A 21000-nucleotide genomic window follows, 5' to 3' on the forward strand; every position below is an offset into this window, starting at 1 on the left:
CATTTGACGCCGGATTGCGGCAATGCGCCTCAGGACGACTGCTCGGCCGCAGAGCCCCCGGATGCTCCCTGGCGCGAACCCGGTTCGGTTCCGAGCAGGTCGATGACGACGCACAGCGTGTCGTCCCCCGTTGCCAGATCAGGGGGGATGGAGATCGCCAGGCGAGATCCCACCCGCTGGTCGACCAGTGCCTCTTGCAGGCCCACCATTGCATCAGACAAGACGATGAGTTCGGGCATACCGGTCTGCCACGTCGATGACCTGACGACGCCGTCGGTCCATCCGACGACGGTGAATTGGGCGACGATCTGATCGCCGTCGCGCAATTGCACGCCATCTCCCTTGATGAGGGTCTGAGTCGTCAAACCTCCGGGGACTTCCTGCGCGTGAGTGATGACCGGACCCTCGTCTCGCATCGCCACATGGAGTGCGCCCGAATCGGCATCGGCTTCCTCGGCTCCGTAGGCGATCGTCCCGAGGATGTCGACCACATTGACTTCGATCCGTGTCTTCGCCGACGCCGTGTCGACAGGATGGAGGGCCAGCAGCCGGGTCCCCTCGGTGTGTCCGATGACGATCTGGGCGAGGCCAGAGCCGAGGCGCTCCTCAGTCGCAGTCCCCACAACCAGGTCGGGCCTTCCATCGGGCGACAGATTCTCCCCCGTCGTCCCATCGAAGGTCGTGATGGACAACAGCACCGGGGAGCCCTCGGTGATCGTGCGGCCCTCGCCGACCTCGACGGCCCTGGCCTTGAGGGAGTTGACCTCCAAGTCGCGCTCAATATCAACGACGGGGGTCGCCCCGACGCGCCCGGAAACCGCGACCGAATCGAGGGCCCCCGTGACCTGCCCGGGGGTGGCGTCTGGAGTGTCGGCGGACCACGGGGACCAGATGAGGATCCCCGCGATGAGGGCGATCAGCACCACGGCCGCGCCGATCCAGGCGGCAATCCGCTGACCGCCGATCCTCCGCACCGTGCGGGCGCGCGCGTGGTGGCTCATGCGGGAAGGACCGGGGACTGGCGCTGGATTCTCTCAATGAGCTCATCGACCCGGGGGTCCTCGAAGGCGAGGGGGTCGTTGAGGGACAAGGGCGCGGTGGATTGGTCGTCGAGGCGGACGTGGACCCAGTCGACAGTGAGATCCGCGCGGGCGTCCTCGGCGGCCGCAATGATGCGGCCCCTCAGATGCGCGCGCGTTGACGCGGGAGCGCGGGTGAGTGCACGCTCCACATCCCCGAGTGAGGTCAGGCGCTTCATGATGCCCGCCTCCTCCAGGCGCGGAGCCAATCCGGCGGCAGTGATGTCGTGATAGGACAATTCGAGCCTGGCGGTCCTGGGGTCCGCCAATGAAGCGCCGGTCTTCGCCATATAGCGTTCGAACAGCGTTTTCTTGATGGCGATGTCGAGTTCGGTCTCGATCGACGACCAGTCACCCGATTCGATCGCATCAAGCCCGCGCTCCCACAAGTCTGCGACGTAGCGGTGGATGTCGTCGAGTTCGGACTCGTCGATGGCGGCGAGTACGCGGGATCTGATCTCCCTTTGGATCGCCACCGGGGTCATCGTCCTCCCATCGGCCAAATCGACCTCCACCGTCCCCGTCAGGTCCTTGTTGATCTCGCGGATAGCGCTCATCGGGTCGACGAGAGTGAGATCACCGATATGGATGCCGTCCTCGAGGGCCTGCAGGAGCATCTGCGTCATGCCGATTTTCAACGCGGTAGTCGGCTCTGCGACATTCGTATCGCCGACGATGACGTGCATGCGCCGGTAGGAAGCCGAATCCGCGAGGGGTTCGTCACGGGTATTGATAATGGGGCGCGTCCTCGTGGTCGCAGATGAGATCCCGTCCCACATTTGTTCGGCGCGCTGAGAGAAGCACAGCGCCGCTCCCCCCGCTCCCTTGCGGATCCACCCATTGCCGACGAGGATCTGCCGCGTGATGAAGAAGGACAGCAGAGCGTCGGCAACTTGCCTAAAGTCGCGGCGCCGGTGGAGCAGGTAATTCTCGTGGCACCCACAGGAGTTGCCCCGCGAGTCGAGGTTATTGCGGAAGAGGTGGAGGCGGTCGGGAGCACCGATCTGGGCGAAGGAACGATCCGCTTCGACCGCCAACTCGGCGAGGATCACCGATCCGGCGCGGTCCTGCGCGAGGAGGTCTTCGAGGCGGTCGCATTCAGCGGTCGCGTATTCGGGGTGCGCGCCGACATCGAGATAGAGGCGACCGCCGTTTCTCAGGAACAGGTTCGAGGATCTGCCCCGCCGCACGAGGGGGTCGAAGAGTTGACGCGCGGCGTGTTCGGCATCCATCGAGGAGGCGGAACCCGAATCGGTCGCCGCCATCAGCCCGTATTCGGTTTCAATTCCGACGACGCGGCGCCTCACCTCACTGGCCGCCCTTCTGGACGAAGCCCCGGACGAAGGACTCGGCGTTCGTTTCGAGGACCGTGTCGATCTCGTCGAGCAGATCGTCGAGGGACTGCGCCCTGGCCTGTACCTGTCCCGCCTCGTCGCGCGATTCGACGTCGTCATCGTCGCCCGACGGGGCGAAGAGCTGTGTGATATCCATGAGTTCCTCCTGATGCGTCGGCCCGTAGGCTTTCACGAAACGGGGCGCGTGTCGAGTGCGTCGGCAATGGGATAGCGGATGAGATCGCCGTGACCGGGGTCGATGACGATCGACGTCCACGAGGCTTTGACGAGGTCCGGGCGCTGGGCGACGGCCATGCCTCTCGCGTGGGCGCGCGTATTCGTCGGCGCTTTATCCGCTGCCTCCTCCACCTGCTCGTCGGTGAAGAGCCGTCTGATCCTCCCAGCCCCACCCAATGCGAGGGCGAGTGAATGATCGGGGCGCAGATCCGCCCACTGCAGGTCCATCGCAACCAGACGCGGATCGGACCATTCAAGGCCCGCGCGTTCTTTTTGGCGCGACAGCAGCTGGTACTTCGCGACCCATTCGACCTCGGCTGCGACGGAGAAGAGGTCGGCGCGCATGCGGTCGAGGACGTCTTGCCACATGTCGAGAACGAGCCGGTCGACCTCATCGGGCTCTAGTCCCGAACGCTCGTAGGCGGCGAGCACGAGATCGAGGTAGACCTGTTGGAATTCCGCGGCCGTGTAGGAGCCTCCCCCGTCGGTCTGGATCTTGTGGTCGAGGTCGGGGTGGTGGCTGACATTCCAGGTCTCCTGCACGGGGTCGTCCATGCGCAGCGCATCCCACTCGAGCCCGATCCCCTGTTCGATCGCCCACAGCACCAGCGAGGTCGCGCCGATCTTGAGCAGGATCGAGCAGTCGAACATATTGCCGTCACCGCCGATGACGTGGAGGCGGCGGAACCTGGCGGGGTTCGCGTGGGGCTCGTCGCGGGTATTAATAATGGGACGGTTGAAGGTCGTTTCCAAACCGACCTCGTTCTCGACGAAGTCGGCGCGCTGGGACATCTGGAAGCCGGGGATCTGCGATTTCTGCCCGATGCCGACGCGTCCGGCGCCACAGATGACGGGACGGGTCACGAGGAAGGGCGTGAGTCCGCGGATGATGTCGTCGAGGTCGACGTCGCGGCGCATCTGGTAGTTCTCGTGCGTGCCATAGGCCGCGCCCTTACCGTCGGTGTTGTTCTTGACGAGGACGATGCCGCCCTCCCCGCTGCTCGCCGCAGCCTCCATGATCCGCCGGGCGATGACTTCGCCCGCCCTGTCCCACAGCGTCGCGTCGAGGGCGCCGAGGGTCTCCGGGGCCGAATACTCCGGGTGCGCGTGGTCGACGTAGAGGCGCGCCCCATTCGTCAGCACCGCGGCCGTCGCCGCCGGGAGGGCGAGTTCTTCAGGGGTGGGTCGCGATATGCGCTCCGATCCTCCCGATGGGGCAAGGTGGTAGGGATCATCGGTGAGGAGGGAGGGGTCGGCGGCGGCACGCGCCATGCGCATGCCCCGCAGATCATTGAGCGGATCCTCCGCCGTGTAGTCCCACCTGACAGGCAGCTGGTCGCGGGTCGGGGTCGCAGCCCTCGACATGTCGGCGTAGTGGCGCACCGCCTGCGTCGACAGGGCGACCGGATTCGCCCAGGGGTCGCCCGGGCGGTAGATACCGTATTCGGTTTCGGTTCCGATGACTCTCATGCGCTATGCCTCCAGCGGCTTGATCGCCACGATTTCTTCGCGCAATCCGATGGTGCGCGCCCAGTCGTCGGGCGAGGAGGTCGCCGCCAATTCGATCGACTCACGCATCTCCTCGTCGACTCCTTCAAGGACATGGTCGAGAGTGAGGCCGTATTCGCCGGTCGTCAAAGAGGCTTTGATCGCCTGCTTCTTCGCCCTCTCGACAATGCCCGCAATCATCGCGCCCGACACGATATCGGCGAGGTGGATGCGGCGGGTCTTGCCCGATGCGAAGGTCGCGTCGAAGAGGGCCGTTGACTCGTTCTCGGTGAAGAGCCGGTCCACGGCGGCATCGATCATGGCATCGATCGCTCCTGCAGAGCCCACCGATTCGCGTTCCGTCTGCTCATGGACGGGCACATCCACCGTCAGGTACTTCGTGAAAATGTCACGGGCCCCCTCACGATCGGGGCGCTCGACGCGGATGCGCACGTCGAGGCGCCCGGGACGCAGAACGGCGGGATCGATCATGTCGGCGCGGTTGGATGCGCCGATGATGACCACATTGTCGAGGGTTTCCACGCCGTCCATTTCGGCGAGGAGTTGGGGGACGATCATCGTCTCGACATCGCTGGACACGCCGGTACCGCGGGTGCGAAACAGGGCTTCCATCTCGTCGAAGAAGATGACGACCGGGACATCCCCCGCGGCCAGCGAGCGAGCGCGGGCGAAGATCGCGCGGATCTGGCGCTCGGTCTCGCCGACGAACTTGTTAAGCAGCTCGGGGCCCTTGATCGACAGGAAGTACGTTTTCGTGCCACTCCCCTTGCGAGACAGGGAGTTCGCAACCGCCTTGGCGATGAGTGTCTTGCCCGATCCGGGAGGACCGTACAAGAGGATCCCCTTGGGCGGGCGCAGCCCGTAGGCGCGGTAGAGCTCGGGATGCTTGAAGGGCAACTCGATGGTGTCGCGGACCTGCTGGATCTGCGAGTCGAGGCCGCCGATATCGGCGTAGGTCGTGTCGGGCGTCTGGGGGGTCAAGAGCTGTTCGACATCGGAGCGGACGATCCTCTCGATGGCGACTCCGGAACGCAGGTCCACCATGAGTGAGTCCCCGGGGCGCAGGTTCCCGTGACGCAGGGGGCCCGCAAGCGTGAGGAGGTGCTCTTGTCCAGCCTCGCCCGTGATGAGGACCCGGTCGTCTCCAACAAGTTCAAGAATCGATGCGATGGAGCCCGTTCTGGGGAACCTGTCGGGGGCGACGGCCACGAATGAGTCGTCGATGCGGACCCACTGCCCATAGGACAGGGCATTGAGGTTGAGGTCGGGTGAGACGGCGAGGCGCATGCGCCGACCGTTGACGACGGCTTCGATCTGGCGCATGGAGACGTCGGCGCGGATGAACATGGCGAGCGTCTGCGGAGGACGAGTGACCTCGTGCAACTGCGCCTGCATCTTCACAACCTGGCCGCGCACCTGCGTCAACGCCTTCGACAGCCTCTCATTCTTCTCCTCGAGTGAGATGACGAGGCGCTGCATCTCTTCAAGGCGCGGCTGTTGCGTCTCATCATTCATCGCCGTCTCCTCTGCCTTCTACCCAAGTGTCGGCTGTCGTCGTCGCATCGCGGCGAACCTTGCGAAGCTTCTTTTCGGAGGCCGTGCGCACCCCGACGGCGCGCTCGTTCCAGTCGTCCTCGTCATCCCACTGTCCGCCGAGCCCCTCCGATGACTTCGCGGGTCTCGTCGATCGTTCTTGGGAGGCGATGCCGGGGGCGAGTCTGCGCGCCATCACGAGGAAACCCGTGTGGGCGACCATGCGGTGCTCGGGCCTGACGGCGAGCCCATCAACGTGCCACTCGCGGCGCATGTCCTCCCAGGCGATGGGGTCGGTAAAGCAGTCGGCTCCGCGCAGGTCCTCGATGAGGCGGGACAGCTGGGTGACTGTTGCGACATAGCAGACGAGGACTCCGCCGGGGACGAGGGAGTGGCACACCCCATCAATGTTCTCCCAGGGGGCGAGCATATCGAGGATGATGCGGTCAACGCTGCCCTCTTCGAGGGAGGCGAGCACGTCGTCGAGGTCTCCGACGCGCAGATCCCAGGCGGGATGGGGGGCGCCGAACCACAGCTCGACATTCGCGCGCGCGATATCGGCGAATTCTTCGCGCCTTTCAACGGAGATGAGGCGCCCATTGGGTCCGACCGCATTGAGCAGCGCCATCGACAGCGCACCGGATCCGGCACCCGCTTCGACGACGGTCGCTCCGGGGAAGACATCGCCCATATGTGTGATGACGCCCGCATCCTTGGGATAGACGACGGCGGCGCCGCGCGGCATCGACATGACGTAGTCGACCATGAGGGGGCGCAGGATCTGGAACTGGCGCCCCTCGTCGGTCGTAATGATCTGACCATCGGGCTTGCCGATGATGTCGTCGTGTTCGAACTGGCCCCGATTCGACTGGAAGCGGCCTCCACGGACCAGAATGATCTGGTGGAAGCGGCCCTTCGGATCCCGGACCTGGACTCGATCGCCCTCGGCGAATGGCCCCCGCCTATTCTGTTGGCCGATCGGGGCGGGAGGAGACGCGGAGTTATCACTAGTGCTCATCGTCTCCGCATTCTATCGCGCCCGGCTCGCCGGCCTATGGATGATCCGCAGACGACACAGGTGCGCGCTAGCGTTGACCCATGAACCCCCAACCGACCGATGCCCCAATCTCGGCCAGCAGCGCCCGCGGGCGCAAGGCGCCCGCCCTATCCGCCTCGCGTGCAAAGGAATACGAGCGCTGCCCCCTGCAATACCGGCTTCACGTCGTCGATCGCATTCGAGAACCGCCCACGCGGGCGACCGCGCTGGGCACCCTCGTCCACTCCGTCCTCGAGCACCTCTTCGACCTCGACGCTGCCCAACGCACACCGCAGGCCGCATTCGCCCTCCTCGACGACCATTGGACGCGCACCCTCCGGGACAATCCACAGGTTCTCGACCTGTTCTCCGATCGCGCTGACACTGACTCGTGGCTGTCCTCCGCGCGAAACGTCGTCACCTCGTACTTCGCCATTGAGGACCCCCAATGGCTCTCCCCCGCCGCACGCGAGGAACTCATCGACGCCATCACCCCCGACGGCATCCGGCTGCGCGGTTTCATCGACCGCATCGATGCAGCCCCTTCAGGAGCGTTGCGGGTCGTCGACTATAAGACGGGCAAGGCCCCGTCGCCGCGATTCCAGGACGAGGCGCTTTTCCAGATGCGCTTCTACGCCCTTTTGCTGTCCTTGACATCAAGGCTGCCCGCGCGCACGCAGCTGCTCTACCTCAAAGCGGGACGGGTCCTCACCTTCGATCCTACCCCCGATGACATCGACCGTTTCTCCGATCAAATCACTGGGCTGTGGGAGCGCATCGAGGCCGACGCCCGTCGCGGTTCATTCGAACCCCGGCGCAACCCCCTGTGCAATTGGTGCGGCGTCCAATCGATGTGCCCGCTCTTCGACGGGCAGACCCCCGCCCCGCCCGAAGGCGGCTTCGAGTGGCTGTTATCGACGCGGGTCGGCTGAGCGGGCTGATCAGACTGAGACGGTGGAGGTCGCGGTGAGGACGCCTGTTGCGAGAAGAGCGGCAACGACCACGGCCAAGGCGATCCGGTACCACACGAAGGGCCTGTAGGACTTCGTGGACACGAGCTTGAGGAACCAGATGATGACCGCCCAGCCGACGAGGAATGCGATGATGGTCGCCGCAATCGTCGGGCCGACGTAGATGTGGTCGCCGCCCGAGAACACCTTGTACACCTTGTAGAAGCCGGACGCGAACACTGCGGGCATCGCGAGGAGGAAGGAATAGCGGGCGGCCGCCTCGCGCGTATAGCCGAGCGCGCGCCCCATGGTGATGGTCCCGCCAGAGCGCGACACCCCGGGGATCAGCGCGGCGGCCTGAGCGAAACCGTAGAGGATCGCATCCTTCCACGTCATCCGGTCAAGGGTGCGTTCTTGGCGCGCATAGTGATCTGCAATTCCAAGGAGGATGGCGAACACTGCGAGCATCACGACAGTCACCCACAGGTTCCTGAATGTCGTATCGATCCAGTCTTCAAGCGCGAGTCCGAGGATTGCGATCGGCAGTGAGCCGACGATGATCATCCACCCCATGCGCGCATCAGGATCCGAGGACTCTACCCGTGCGGGGCCCGTGATGAAAGGAAGGGATCTCGCCCAGCGGCTGATGATCCTCACAATATCCCGCCAGAACACGATGACAACTGCGGACTCGGTGCCGATCTGGGTGATAGCGGTGAAAGCCGCACCCGGGTCGGATGTTCCGAAGAGTTCGCCGAAGATCCTCAGGTGTGCGGAGGAAGAGATCGGGAGGAACTCCGTGAGCCCCTGGAGCAGACCGAGAAGAATCGCATCAAACCACGTCATGCCTGCCACTGTACGGGCAAGCACGCCCGAGTCACCATCGGAGTGCCATATGTCATGCGCGACGGCACGGGGCTAGGCTGTGGGCATGCAGCAGCGCCAATGCGGTTCCAGTGGATTGCGGGTCTCCGATCTGGGCCTGGGAACCCTGACATGGGGCAGGGACACAGATCCAGTTGAAGCGAGCGACATGCTCACCGCATTCGTCGATGTCGGCGGCACACTCGTCGAGGGCTCTCCGCTTCACGGCGACGGCAGGGCCCCCGATGTCATCGGCTCCGCCCTCGAACGCATCGGACGCCATCGGGTCGTCCTCGCCTGGCGGGGCGCCTCCCGCCGAGAGCCGACCGGATCGTGGACTTCGACGGGCGCGCGCGGAGACATGCTCCGCTCTCTCGATGACTCCCTCGCCCGCCTCGGCACCGACTACGTCGACCTGTGGCTCGCCGAATACGACCCCTCGGTGCCCCTTGAAGAGACCCTCAATACCCTTGAAGCGGCTCACCGGTCCGGCCGGGCCCTGTACATCGGACTATCACATTGGCCGATGTGGGAGAGTGCCGTCGCCCTGACGCGAGAGTTCCTCACAGGCGGGCCGACGCCTGCAGCCGCCGAAATCGAGATGTCACTCTTATCTGCGGCCCAGTCCGCCACTTACCGGGAGAAGTTGCATGAACGGGGCGTCGGGATCCTCGCTCATTCACCGCTGGCGGGTGGGGTTCTCACGGGGAAGTACAGGCATTCGACTCCCCCGGATTCACGTGCCGCATCGCCGCACATGGTGGCGACGGTGTTGCCCTTTTTCACCGACGACTACGCGGGGATTCTCGAAGCAGTCGTCCGAGCGGCGCAGGGCCTCGACCGCACGCCGATGGATATCGCCCTGTCCTGGGTGCGCGACCACGCGGACGTCTCCGCGACGATCATCGGTCCGCGCTCGCTGCGTCAGTTGGAGCAGCTCCTCGACACGGGTGCGCCGCTGCCCGATCCGATCCGCCAGGTGCTCGACGAGGTCGCAGTCCGTTGATCGGGGCGCCCGATCGGCTTTCGCATCGTTGACACAGTGCGGGGGCCGACTGAGTCGGCCCCCGCACACGGTCTCACAGTCGACGATCAATCATCAACGTCAATGAAATCGTCATCATCGCCGTCGTCGTCATCCTCATCAAACTCGTCCTCGTCGTCGTCCATGTCATCGACAAACATGTCGAAAGGGAGCTCGACGCCGAACTGGGTGAACAGCTCGTCGTCGTAGGTGAAGAAGGCGTCTCGCAGACGCTCTTCAGCGTGCTCCAGCGACTCCTCATCGGCGTCCTCCCCCTGCCGGGCGATGACATAGTGCTCTTCGAAGGCTGAGATGAGACGCTCAAGGGCGTGACGCGGGTCGTGTGTCATGACAGTGATCTTAGCGTGATGCGAGCGACACCATCACGGCAGATTGAGTTGCGACCGGATAACAGAGACCATCAGGTCGGCGCCCTTGATCTCCCGGGTCTGGTCCGCGCCGACGATGCGGGTGACACCCTCAGAGTCGACGAGTTGTGAGGCTCCCATATTCGGCCCCAGCGGGAGGACCACCCATTCCTTGGTCGGCTCGTACACAGCACTCGGGGCCTGTCCCGCGATCTGGGCGGAGATATTCGCAATGACGACGCGCGCCTGCTGGCGGGCGGCGTCGGCGCGCTTCGATTCGCGCACATCCGTTACATCGCCGACCGCGTAGGTCGTTTCGAAGCCCGTCACCTGTTGGGTGGAGTCGACTCGGATCGTCCCATCCGGATGCAGCATCGGCTCATATTCGGTACCGGCGAGATAGCCCGAATTGGCGCGGGTGCCGTAGCACTGGAACCAGATGTCGCCTTCGATCTCCTCGCCGTTCATCGTCGTGACCTGGAAGTGGCCGAGTTCGCCGACGTTCTGCGGCGGCAGGAAGGCGAGCTCCGAACCGGTGACGACGCGAATGCCGAGTTCGTCGAGCTGCGAAGCGATCTCCTCGCGCAATTCCTCCGCATAGGACGGCGACGCCAACAGCGTGTCGCCCTTCTCAACGATCGTGATATCGAGGTCGGGGAAGGCATGAGCGAGCTCGCCTGTCAATTCGAGACCAACTGTCCCGCCTCCGACGATCATCGCCGAGCGGGCGCCGCGCAGATTCTCGTGGAGCTGTTCGAGGCGCGCCTTGGAGACGAGGGACTTCGAGGAGGAGTATTTGGCCGGGAAGGGGTACGTCGATCCGGTCGCCAGGACCACGTAATCCGCGTCAATGGGGTCGCGCCCGTACACGTGGACGGTGGTCCCATCGACTCGTGCGACGGTACCTTGAACGTGTTGCCCCCGGGTGAGGAGGTTGGAGTAGGGCATGAAGATTGCCTGCTCCCACACTTCGTCAACGGCCGCGCGAAGCGCCGCAGCATGGTGGACGAATTGGTCCTTCTGCTCCACGAGAACAACATCGGCAATGGGGTCGAGCCCCTTGGCGACAGTCACACCGCCGTAACCGCCGCCAATGACAACAACACGAGTCACATTCTTCTCCTTCGAGGTGATGCGCCTATTGTGTCAAAGACGCGCCCGTCGCGCGCGGCACACTCGTCAAGCTTCAGGTGTCGGATCCCATACCGAGTGCGCGCCGGACATTCGGCGCGAAGAAGTCCGGTCCCTTGAGCACCTTGCCGTCCTCGCGGAGCCTGACGGTGCCGTCAGGCATGAGCTTGGACAGATTCGACGCCTGAACCTCCGCCAGGACCCGATCCAGGTCGATCCCGGACTCGATCGCCATGCCGTAGATCACATAGACGAGATCGGCGAGAGCGTCGGCGGTCTCCACGATGTCGCGCGTCCGATCGTCCTGAGCGACCGCCTGCACAATCGCGCTTTCAATGATGTGGCGGGCGTGAGCACCGTAGACGGCACCCATCAGCTCGGAGAACTCTTCGCCGATGAGCGACATCCTCATATCGAGCCGCTCATAGTCGATCGTCGGAGCGGCGGCCCCACCCAGGCGGATCGGCATCGAGTAGGTCCGGTGGAATTGCTCGACAAGGGCCTGCGGCTTCGAGGGGTCGAGGGCGGGGCCGTGTCCGGCACACGGCCCGTCCCACGGGGTCGCGGGTTCCATGGGGTCGCTCTTGACGAGTCCCGCCTTCCACATATCGCCCTCGTCGAAACGCCTTTCGATGCCCTCGCGCCTGAATCCGCAACGCCACACAGGCTTCCACGACCCCCAATTGCCCACGTGGGCGTACCATTCGATCCGCGTTGCGCCGAGACGCTCGAAGGCGGTTGAGGCGGCGAGGCGGACGGCCTCGCTCATCAGCCCCTCACCCCAGCGCTTCGTAGCCGTCCAATAGCCGATCTCGAAGCACCCGGCCTTGCGATTGAGCGCAGTGAGGCTGATCGCAGCGACCATTCTCCCGTCCTGTCGGTCGATGATGGCCCAGTCGGGGCTCCCCGAGCGCCAATTACCCTCAGAGGCTCCGGTCCACTGTTGCGCCATCTCCATCGAGTAGGGGAAGGGGATGGTCGTCGTCTTCGAAATCGCAGGATCTTGAAGGATCTCATAAACGTCGACGGCGTGCTCGGGGCCGACGGGAATGAGGGCGATGCGCTCGCCCTCGACTGTGAAGGGTTCGGTGCTCATGAGGGCTCCTTCGCGGTGGCGCTCCAGGCTCCTGCGAGGATGTTCCCCATCGCAGTGAGGCTCTGATGGTTCTGGACGACGAGTCGGCGGTCGAAGAGATAGGTGGGGACGAGGTCGATGCCCATCTGGATGCCGATCTGATAATCGGAGAAGACCTGGGCCGCCCATCGCTCATCGGCAAGAGCGGCGACTGCCTGTTCGACAGGCATCCCGATGTTCTGCGCACAGCCGATGCACACATCCGGGTCTGACACGTCGAACCCCGTTTCGAAGTAGGCGCGCCCGAGGGCCTCGGCGACCCTGAGCTGAGTCGTATCGGCTCCGGTGACCGTGTCGCATTCGAGGTCGAATTCGTGGGCGGCGGCGATGACGCGGTGGGCGTTCGATGTTGGCGCGACGATTGCGTGATCGAAGTCGAAGGCGACTCCTTCTTGGCTCCCCAGAGCAATGAGCCTTTCATCGGCGGTCACCGCCTCGTCGAGGGTCATCCCCGCTTCTTCGATGAGGTAGACGCGCCGTGGCGCGTCGTCGAGCACCTCGTCGAGTTCGGGGTCAAGGAAGTAAGCGTGCAGGCTCACCTCGATTTCGTCGCGGTGGTCGAAGGCTGCGAGGGCGGAGCGCAGATGCCGCAGGCCGAGGTAGCACCACGGGCAGGCGACATCGCTCCACACGTCGATATGCATGACCCGGCCCTTCCTCTATGACAAAACCCCGGAGCCGACAAGCTCCGGGGTTTCCCTTGTGCGCGGAGGGGGACTTGAACCCCCACCCTCTGAAGCGAGGACTAGCACCTCAAGCTAGCGCGTCTGCCTATTCCGCCACCCGCGCAGGTGACTCGTTCCCGTCGAACGATTCCGCTCGCGTCGAACGAGGAAGACTGTAGCACGAGTGCACTGGTGCGCACCAAATCGAATGCCCTCGACCAGATGCGCCCACGGACTCGGCGTTTGAGGGCGCGCGAATCCGCGTGTGGGTCACAAGAAGGAGGAGTCGACGAGGGCCTCAGTATTCACCCGCGTGCGGGACTCGAGGGTGGCGAAGACGGAGACGAGCTGGTCGATCTCCTCATCTGACATGTCGTCGAGGAGGTACTGGCGGATGATCGTCTGATGGAGTTGCGTCGCCGCCTGGATCGCCTTCTCCCCCTGTGGTGTCAGGCATGCTTCGAAGCCTCTGCGGTCGAATTGAGAGGGGACTTTTTCAACGAGTCCATCCCGCACGAGATTCGTGATGAGGTATGTCACCCGCGATGGCGAGAATACGACGCGCTCAGCGATCTCCCCCATGCGCTGGGTATGACTGGGAGCCTCCCACAGCGACAGGAGGATGTTGTAGTCGGACAAGGACAGCCCGAAGTTGTGCTTGAGCTGTTTTTCGAGGATTCCGTTGACTCTTCCCGAGGTATCGAAGAACCCTTTCCAGGCGCGCGCAATCATCTGTTCACGATTGACGGGAGCCACAGTTTCTGCCTGGTTCGCATTATCGGACGCCATTATGTCTCACAGCCGTCGTCGGTTGATTCTTAAAAAGGAAGAATACACAGTAATCATCATACGATAGTTATCGAATCATCTATCAGACAGTTTTGTACGAATGTCGAATGGAAGGTGGAGGATGTGCACCTCATCTCCATTGCCTGCCCGGCTTCGACCGCTGACAGGGGGATGAGATCATGACATCAATTCCAGATATATGCGAGAGGCGGCATGACACGTGTCTTCCACCGGTGAATGGACCTGCATTCTTTTCGATGTCGACGGGACGCTGGTCGATTCTGCACCCCAGGTGACGAGGGCGTTCAAAGAGGCCCTCGTCTCCATCGGCGAACCCTGCCCGACAGATGATCGCCTGCGCCGCTACGTCGGCCCGCCGCTGTGGTGGTCCTTTTCAGACCTGGGGTACGAGGGCGATCTCCTGACCGAACTCGTCGAGACCTACCGGCGGATCTACCACCGCTCTTTCCTCGAGCCCCTCCCCTTTCCCGGTATCGGCGAGCTTCTCCACGGCCTGCACGCCAACTCGGTGCCCTTGGCGACTGCAACATCGAAACAGCTGTACATGGCGCGCGAGCAGCTCGACCATCTGGGGCTCCTCCCCTGCTTCGATGTCGTCGCCGGGGCGACCCCCGGTCCGGGGTCGACGAAGGCGACGGTCATCGCTGATGCGCTCGCCCAGCTCGAAGCGCTCGGACACGATGTCTCCCGCCCCGTATTAGTCGGCGATTCGATCTGGGACGTCCAGGGCGGAGCAGAAGCCGGAATCGAGGTGATCGGCGTGACGTGGGGGTATTCATTCCCCGGAGACCTCGATTCCTGTGTCCGCGTCGTCGACGCCCCGCACGAGCTCCGCCGTCTCGTCGCAGGCTGAAACACCTGCAGACGCAGCATTCAGCGAAAGTCTCGCGAGCTCACACCGACGGGGAGGCGCAGCGGCCTCATCCAATAGCCGACGATATTGACGGCCCCGTCGCAGTACTCGACTCTTCCGCGCATCTCCACCGCCTGCGATTCGAGGGCGACTCTCCCATTGGCATCCCACATCCCGCGCGAGCAGCTGACATTGATGAGTCCGGTCTCGTCCTCGAGGGAGAGGAATGTCGTCCCCCCGGCGGCGGGAGGGCGCTGACGATGGGTAATGATCCCGGCGACTGAAACGATCCGCCCGGCCTCCTCCCCGCCGATCTCCCCCACAGCCCTAACCCCCCGAGTGCGAAGATTCGCGCGGAGGAACTCCATGGGGTGAGCAGATACCGACGCCCCCGATGCCTCGTAGTCCGCCTTCAGAATGTCGATATCCGTCATCACCGGCAATTGCGGCGTCTCGGGAGCGAGTTGCAGCCCCGGCAGAAAAGGCTGGCCCCAGTCCTCTTGCCCGATCGCGCCCGCCGCCCACAGGCCCTGTCTGCGCCCGATGCGAAGGGAGGCCAGAGCACCGGATTTGGCCAATCTTTCAAGCTGCGATGCGGACAGCTCCGCCCTCACGGCCAAATCGTCAAGGGATCGAAAAGGGCCATCGGCTCGGGCTGCGACGATGCGCGGGACCGCCTCCCCGAGGCCGCGAATCTGCTTCAATCCGAGGCGCACCCTCAAGCGGGGATTCACATCGAGTGAGACACCGCTCGCGCGAGGGGCCTCCTCCGAGCCCTCAGCCTCTTCCACTGAGGCGTCGGCTAATGATGAAGACACATCCGGGCCCGCAACCGCGACTCCGTGGCGGCGCGCATCGTGGATCAGTGACGCTGGGGAACAGAAACCCATGGGCTGGGCCGCGAGGATCGCCGCATAGAAGTGCTCCGGGTGGTGGACTTTGAGCCAGGCGGAGGCATAGACGATATGCGCGAAGGAAAAGGCGTGGGACTCGGGGAATCCGAAGTCCGCAAACCCTCTGAGCTGCTCGAATATCTGTTGACGCTCCTTCGGGCCGACGCCGCGTTCCTCCATTCCGGCCATGAACGCCGGGCGCAGCTCCTCCATTCGATCGATGGACCTCTTCGATCCCATGGCCCGGCGCAGCTGATCGGCCTGAGCAGGGGTAAAGCCCGCGACGTCAATCGCGATCTGCATGAGCTGCTCCTGGAAGAGGGGGACCCCGAGAGTCTTCTCCAGGGCCGGTTTCATCAGCGGATGCAGATAGGTCACCTCTTCTCGGCCCCGTCGGCGTCGCAGGTAAGGGTTGACCGCATGTCCTTGAATGGGACCCGGCCTGATAAGGGCCACCTCGACGACGATGTCGTAGAAGCATCGCGGGGCCATGCGCGGGAGGGTATTCATCTGCGCGCGGGATTCGACTTGGAAGACTCCGACGGTGTCCGCTGCACTGAGGAGATCGTAGACGCGCGGATCCTCTTGTGGGAGGTTGTGCAACCCGAGGGGCTTCGAGTTGCGTCCCCGTTCCCCCTCGAGCACGAGTTCGTCGAAAGCGATGCGCAGAGCGGTCAGCATCCCCAATCCGAGGAGATCGAATTTCACAAGCCCCGCATCCGCGCAATCGTCTTTGTCCCATTGCACAACAGAGCGCCCCTCCTTCGCCGCCCACACGACGGGGCAGATCCTGGAGACGGGGCGGCGGGTCAGCACCATCCCCCCTGAGTGGATCCCCATATGCCGGGGAAGACGGACCAGCGAGTTCGCAACGCTCCCCACGAGCGCGGGGATCTCATCGCGCTGATTCCCCCCTCTCCCCTTCGTCCATGCCGCAGCAGTGGCGGAGTCGTATCCGAGTGCGCGGGCGGCGTCCCGGATCGCCGAGCGGGGGCGGTAGGTGATGACGGTGGCAACCTGGGCCGCGCACTCGCGCCCATAGCGCTCGTAGACATGTTGGATGACTTCTTCCCGGCGCCCCGCCTCGATGTCGATATCGATATCGGGCGGGCCTGATCTGTTCGTCGATAAGAAGCGTTCGAAGAGAAGACGGTGTCTGACCGCGTCGACGGCGGTGATGCCCAGGCTGAAGCAAACGGCAGAGTTCGCCGCAGATCCACGACCCTGGCAGAGTATCCCCCGCTCCTGGCAGAAATCGACGATCTCCTTGACGATGAGGAAGTATCCGGGGAAATCGAGGGTGCAGATGATGTCGAGCTCGCGGTCGATGGTCTCCCAGGCGCGCGGATGCTCCTCTCGGCTCCCGTAGCGCTCTCGAGCGCCCCGGTGAGCGAGTTCTGTGAGCCATGAGCCGGGGGTGTGCCCATCGGGAACGCGTGTTGTGGGCAACCCGGGCGCTAAGAGTCTGAGGTCGAATGCGGTCTCGCGGGCGATTTCGGCGCTCGCGGCGACGGCGCGGGGGTGGCGCGAATGGATCTGGAGCATTTCAGCGCCGGCGCGTAAGAAGCTGCGCAGCGCGGATGAATGGGGTTCCGCCTCGGTGAGGCTCACTCCCAGGCGGGTCGCTGCGAGGACGTCCCCGACGGCGTGGGAGCGTGGTGTTGCACATCGCACCGCTCCAGTGGCGATGAGCGGCAAGCTCCTCTCATCTGCGAGGAGGCAGAGGGCATCGGCGAGTTCTGGGGGATCCGCAGGGCCGAGGGCGCTTTCAATGACGAGGTGGTCCTCCCCGAAGGCATCAATGAGCCCGTCGCGGGCCCTCCTAGCGAGGTCGATCCCCCCTGCGTCAAGCGCTCTGCGCACGATTCCGCGGGCGGTTCCCGTCATGACGAGCCAGTCCCCGCATTCATCGGCGAGGGCCTCGAGGGTGTGGGCGGCGCTGCGCCGCCCCGGTCTCGACAGGGCGTGGGAGCTCATCGCGTGGCAAAGGGCCTCATATCCGGCCGGGGATGCGGCGAGGATCGGGAGGCGGATCCCGGGGTCCTCCGCGCCCTGCGCGAGCCCCCAGCCCGGGCGGGTCGTGTCATCTGCGAGGAAGAGGAGGGCGTGTCTCGAGAGGGTGAGTTCTGCGCCGTGCACGATAGGCATGCCCCGCGATCGTCCCGCGACGGTCGTCTGCACCGTCGAGTGCATGCCGTCGACGTCGAGGACGGCAAGGGCGTCGAGCCCGAGGTCTGCGGCGGCGACGACGAGGTCGGCGGGCTGATCCGCCCCATCGAGGAGGGTGAAGGCGGAGTGGGCGTGCAATTCTGCGTAGGCGGTCGCTCCGGCGATGGGTGTCACCACCTCATAATAATCGAACATTTGTTCGATTATTATGTGCCTCACCCGCTATCCCGTCCAGTGCGGCGGGCGATCACCCAGTCATTCAGTCGAGCAGCGCTCGCAGGTCATCGAGATCGAGGGCGCGACCCGCGCCGCCCTCGATCACCGTAGTGACCAATTGCCGTTTCTTCTCCTGCAGGGCCACGACCTTCTCCTCGACCGTCCCATTGGCGACGAGGCGATAGACATTCACCTTCTTCGTCTGCCCGATGCGGTGCGCGCGGTCCACGGCCTGCGCCTCCGCAGCAGGATTCCACCACGGATCCATGAGGTACACGTAATCCGCCTCTGTCAGCGTCAGACCGACACCTCCGGCCTTGAGCGAAATGAGGAAGATCGGGCACTCCCCCGATGTGAAGCTGTCGATGACGCCGTCCCTATTCGTCGTCGATCCGTCGAGTTGAACGATCCCCTTCAATCCGCGGCGCTCGAGGGCCTCGCGGATCCTCGCGAGGAAGGAGGTGAATTGGCTGAAGACGAGGACTCTGTGCCCACGGGGGATGATCTCGGCGAGTTGATCGGCCAGGTACTCCGTCTTCGCAGAGCCCACATGAGCGTGGGCCTCTTCGACGAGGGCGGGATCGAGGGCCAATTGGCGCAGGCGCGTGATCGACGCGAGGATGTCGATCCGATGGTTCGGGTAGTCGTCCATGAGGGTGAGGATCGCGGCCCTCTCGCGCATGAGGAATTGGTCGTAAATCCACCGGTGCTCCTCCCCCAGATCGATGCCGACGAGCGACTCCACCTTGTCGGGAAGATCGCGGGCGACCTCTTCCTTCGAACGGCGCAGCATGAAGGGGGCGACAAGCCTTCGCAGGCGGGCGAGAGCCTCCTCATCACCGTCGTTCTCGATGGGGCGGCGGATCGCCTCGTTGAAAACCCTCCACGTCGGCAGCAGACCGGGCGTCGTCAATGCGAGGATCGCCCACAGGTCGGATAGGGAGTTCTCCACCGGGGTGCCGGTCACTGCGAATGCCCAGGGGGTGTTCACCGATCGCAGGGCCCGGTGCGTCGCAGTATTCGGATTCTTCGCGGCCTGCGCTTCGTCGATGATGAGTCCCGAGAAGGGGGTCGCCGCCCATTCCTCGGCGTCATTACGCAGAATCGTGTACGACGTGACGACGATATCTGCTCCGAGTGCGAGCTGAGAGACATCGTGATCGCGCCGCCTGCGCGTCTGCGGTATTACGACGATTCCGAGGTCGGGGAAGAACCTGTCGGCTTCCCGCTTCCATGTGCTGAGCACTGATGTCGGGGCGACGACGAGGACAGGGGCGCCGCTCGTCTGCGAATCCGGATCACCGGGCGGATTCTCTTTGAGGGCGGCGACGGCGGAGAGGATCTGCAGCGTCTTGCCCAGGCCCATATCGTCGGCGAGGATGCCGCCCAGTCCGGCCCGGGCGCGCTCGGTGAGCCACCGATGCCCCAGTTCCTGGTAGGGGCGCAGGACCGCCCGGCAGGCATTGGAGACCCCGAGGCCGCCCATGTCTGCGTCGGTCAGCGCACGGATGCGGTCGCGCCACATGCGCGGCGCCTCGATATCGTCGGCAATGTCCTCGATCTGTTCCCACAATCCCGCATGAACGGGCGCTAGGCGCGGTGTCGTCCCGCCCGTCAGGAGGCGCACCTCGTCCAGGAGTTCTTTCAGGCGGCGGACCGCGTCCCCACGAAGATGCACCCACCGTCCATCGATCTCGAGGTACTCCTCGCCGCGCGAGAGCGCCTCAAGGACATCCGCGATCGCCACTTCGACCCCCGCCAGCTCGATGCGCGCCTCGAGATCAAACCAGTCGCACTCAGCGGAACTCATGCGTATGCCGATCCTCATCCCATCGGGGTCAACGCTGATCGACGCGACGTCCTCCGACACATCCCAGACGAGGTCGGGGTCTTCGACGCGGGCCACGACCTCGTTAAGGAATCGGGGGGCCTTCCACGTCGGCATCCGCTGATCGGAGGGGCCCGGAGACCACAGGCCAGCGGGGGCGCGTGATACGCCGAGGGCGTTGATGCGCGCCACGATTGCCGCAATGCCCGGGGTGTTGAGCGCCCGGGCCAGCGGGATCCTCGACACGGTCCCCGAGTAGTCGTATTCGGCCCACCACCTGACGACGACGCCTCCTCGCGCCTCGGGGCGCACCGTCGCGATGAGTCGCGCCGGCGGCTCTTCCTCGAAGTCGACCGATTGATCAGAGGAGACGACGATGAACTGGCGGCGCAGCCGCGGCAGGAAGGAGGCGGTGAATTCAGCGATGTCCTCCCCCGGGATGACGAGGCCCTTCGAGGGAATCGCGTCGATGAGGGAGGAGCCGGATAGCGCGGCGATGCGCGTCCCGCCGTCGGCGATGAGCAGGCGCGTAGGCGCATTGATGCGCGGAAGGGTGATGAGGTCAGAGCCGTTGCGCGCAATCGGTGCGAGTGTGAGTTCCCCGCCGTCGTAGCGCGCATCGAGGTCGAGATCCCAGGTCGACGAGTCGAGGATCAGCGGCGTATACGGGTTGAGTGAGGCGATGAGGGTGACGCCTGCATGGTTGAGGCGCGTCAGCCATGCCCAGGCCTCGCGTCCCAGGGAGTCGAGGGATACCTCGTTGCGCGATTGCCATGTCGATGTGTCGCGGGAGAGGCGGTAGCCTTCGCGAATGAGTGCGACGTGCGTGGGATTGAGCCCGTCAGTGACGGACTCCCATTGCGTGGAGACGAGGTCGGGCCAGCTCGCCCGCTTCGCAGTCCAGGCCACTGTGACTCCACGGCGCAGCGGCGTCATCCACAGGGGCGCTGCAACGTCGTGCGCGTCGATGAGGAGGGCGAGGGGCTCCCCATGTCCATCGGATTCTCCAATGAGGCGGACGAGGTCGCAGCGCCACTGAGCGGGCGAGTCCGCCTGGGAGTCGCGGGTGCGCTCCCTGGCTGCGAGGAGGGTCGCAATGCAGTGGAAGCAATCACGTCCGACGGTGCAGGCGCAGGTCATGTCCCATGCGCCCCCGGTGAGCTTCACGCGGGTCCTATAGGTCAGACCCGAGTCCCTGACGCGCCCGATGAGCACGGAGTCGGAGTCGTATTCGAGATCGAGGACTCTCCCGTTGTTCCAGGCGCTCACCCCTTTCGCCCAGGCCGCCGGTCCGACGCGGGTCATCAGGTCATGGTCGTCGATGCGCGCGAGGAGGAGTACAAGGGCCTGAGGAATACGCATCCCT

General features: G+C 64.5%; 17 protein-coding genes and 1 tRNA gene. 3 read left to right on the plus strand and 15 right to left on the minus strand.

The features are described 5' to 3' along the window. Positions 1-29 precede the first annotated feature (29 nt). Genes BQ7471_RS06145 through BQ7471_RS06170 form a run of 6 tightly spaced genes read right to left on the minus strand, consistent with a single transcriptional unit; the run spans position 30 to position 6710 of the window. Positions 30-1001 (minus strand): FKBP-type peptidyl-prolyl cis-trans isomerase, encoded by a 972-nt coding sequence (locus tag BQ7471_RS06145; protein ID WP_076464981.1) that lies wholly within the window; start codon positions 999-1001, stop codon positions 30-32. Next, entirely contained in the window at positions 998-2386 is a 1389-nt protein-coding gene (pafA, locus tag BQ7471_RS06150; protein WP_076464983.1) for a Pup--protein ligase, read from the minus strand. Before pafA ends, BQ7471_RS06145 begins: the two co-directional genes overlap by 4 nt. Before the next feature lies 1 nt (position 2387). Further along, positions 2388-2570 carry a ubiquitin-like protein Pup gene (locus BQ7471_RS06155; protein ID WP_076464984.1) on the minus strand — a complete coding sequence of 61 codons (183 nt, stop codon included), beginning with the start codon at positions 2568-2570 and terminating at the stop codon, positions 2388-2390. A 32-nt stretch (positions 2571-2602) separates the two neighbouring features. After that, entirely contained in the window at positions 2603-4120 is a 1518-nt protein-coding gene (gene dop, locus BQ7471_RS06160) for a depupylase/deamidase Dop (protein WP_076464986.1), read from the minus strand. Positions 4121-4123: 3 nt separating this feature from the next. Continuing rightward, complete coding sequence (gene arc / locus BQ7471_RS06165) at positions 4124-5674, minus strand: proteasome ATPase (protein WP_076464987.1); 1551 nt, start codon at positions 5672-5674, stop codon at positions 4124-4126. Then, positions 5667-6710: a tRNA (adenine-N1)-methyltransferase gene (locus tag BQ7471_RS06170; RefSeq protein ID WP_076464989.1), complete on the minus strand. Its 1044-nt coding sequence runs from the start codon at positions 6708-6710 to the stop codon at positions 5667-5669. Before BQ7471_RS06170 ends, arc begins: the two co-directional genes overlap by 8 nt. Positions 6711-6790: 80 nt before the next feature. Here BQ7471_RS06170 and BQ7471_RS06175 point away from each other — a divergent pair, with 80 nt between their 5' ends. Then, positions 6791-7660: a RecB family exonuclease gene (locus tag BQ7471_RS06175; RefSeq protein WP_076464990.1), complete on the plus strand. Its 870-nt coding sequence runs from the start codon at positions 6791-6793 to the stop codon at positions 7658-7660. Positions 7661-7669: 9 nt separating this feature from the next. On the opposite strand, the gene BQ7471_RS06180 is transcribed toward BQ7471_RS06175, so the two are convergent. Beyond that, positions 7670-8524, minus strand: coding sequence for an undecaprenyl-diphosphate phosphatase (locus tag BQ7471_RS06180; RefSeq protein ID WP_076464992.1), 855 nt, complete (start codon positions 8522-8524; stop codon positions 7670-7672). Positions 8525-8609: 85 nt separating this feature from the next. Between BQ7471_RS06180 and BQ7471_RS06185 the strand changes: the two genes are divergently transcribed. Further along, positions 8610-9548: an aldo/keto reductase gene (locus BQ7471_RS06185; RefSeq protein ID WP_076464993.1), complete on the plus strand. Its 939-nt coding sequence runs from the start codon at positions 8610-8612 to the stop codon at positions 9546-9548. A gap of 86 nt (positions 9549-9634) precedes the next feature. On the opposite strand, the gene BQ7471_RS06190 is transcribed toward BQ7471_RS06185, so the two are convergent. From BQ7471_RS06190 to BQ7471_RS06215, 6 genes are all read right to left on the minus strand, one after another. Beyond that, positions 9635-9916: a DNA primase gene (locus BQ7471_RS06190; RefSeq protein WP_076464995.1), complete on the minus strand. Its 282-nt coding sequence runs from the start codon at positions 9914-9916 to the stop codon at positions 9635-9637. Positions 9917-9949: 33 nt separating this feature from the next. Next, a complete protein-coding gene (locus tag BQ7471_RS06195; RefSeq protein WP_076464996.1) occupies positions 9950-11047 on the minus strand; it encodes an FAD-dependent oxidoreductase in 1098 nt (365 codons plus the stop codon). 73 nt (positions 11048-11120) lie between these two features. Beyond that, complete coding sequence (locus BQ7471_RS06200; protein ID WP_076464998.1) at positions 11121-12161, minus strand: GNAT family N-acetyltransferase; 1041 nt, start codon at positions 12159-12161, stop codon at positions 11121-11123. Further along, positions 12158-12844 (minus strand): DsbA family oxidoreductase, encoded by a 687-nt coding sequence (locus tag BQ7471_RS06205; protein ID WP_076464999.1) that lies wholly within the window; start codon positions 12842-12844, stop codon positions 12158-12160. Before BQ7471_RS06205 ends, BQ7471_RS06200 begins: the two co-directional genes overlap by 4 nt. 59 nt (positions 12845-12903) lie before the next feature. Then, positions 12904-12989, minus strand: a tRNA-Leu gene (locus BQ7471_RS06210). Between the two features lie 146 nt (positions 12990-13135). Next, positions 13136-13654 carry a MarR family winged helix-turn-helix transcriptional regulator gene (locus BQ7471_RS06215; RefSeq protein ID WP_083663287.1) on the minus strand — a complete coding sequence of 173 codons (519 nt, stop codon included), beginning with the start codon at positions 13652-13654 and terminating at the stop codon, positions 13136-13138. Positions 13655-13874: 220 nt separating this feature from the next. Between BQ7471_RS06215 and BQ7471_RS06220 the strand changes: the two genes are divergently transcribed. Then, entirely contained in the window at positions 13875-14528 is a 654-nt protein-coding gene (locus tag BQ7471_RS06220; protein ID WP_076465001.1) for an HAD hydrolase-like protein, read from the plus strand. A 20-nt stretch (positions 14529-14548) separates the two neighbouring features. Here BQ7471_RS06220 and BQ7471_RS06225 read toward each other — a convergent pair whose 3' ends face one another. Further along, the gene (locus BQ7471_RS06225) at positions 14549-17785 is read right to left on the minus strand and encodes an error-prone DNA polymerase (protein WP_076465002.1); all 3237 of its coding nucleotides are present in this window, start codon (positions 17783-17785) and stop codon (positions 14549-14551) included. A 64-nt stretch (positions 17786-17849) separates the two neighbouring features. Next, positions 17850-20996, minus strand: coding sequence for a DEAD/DEAH box helicase (locus BQ7471_RS06230; protein WP_076465004.1), 3147 nt, complete (start codon positions 20994-20996; stop codon positions 17850-17852). Positions 20997-21000 lie beyond the last annotated feature (4 nt).

Source organism: Actinomyces mediterranea, from assembly GCF_900155595.1.
Lineage (GTDB): Bacteria > Actinomycetota > Actinomycetes > Actinomycetales > Actinomycetaceae > Pauljensenia > Pauljensenia mediterranea.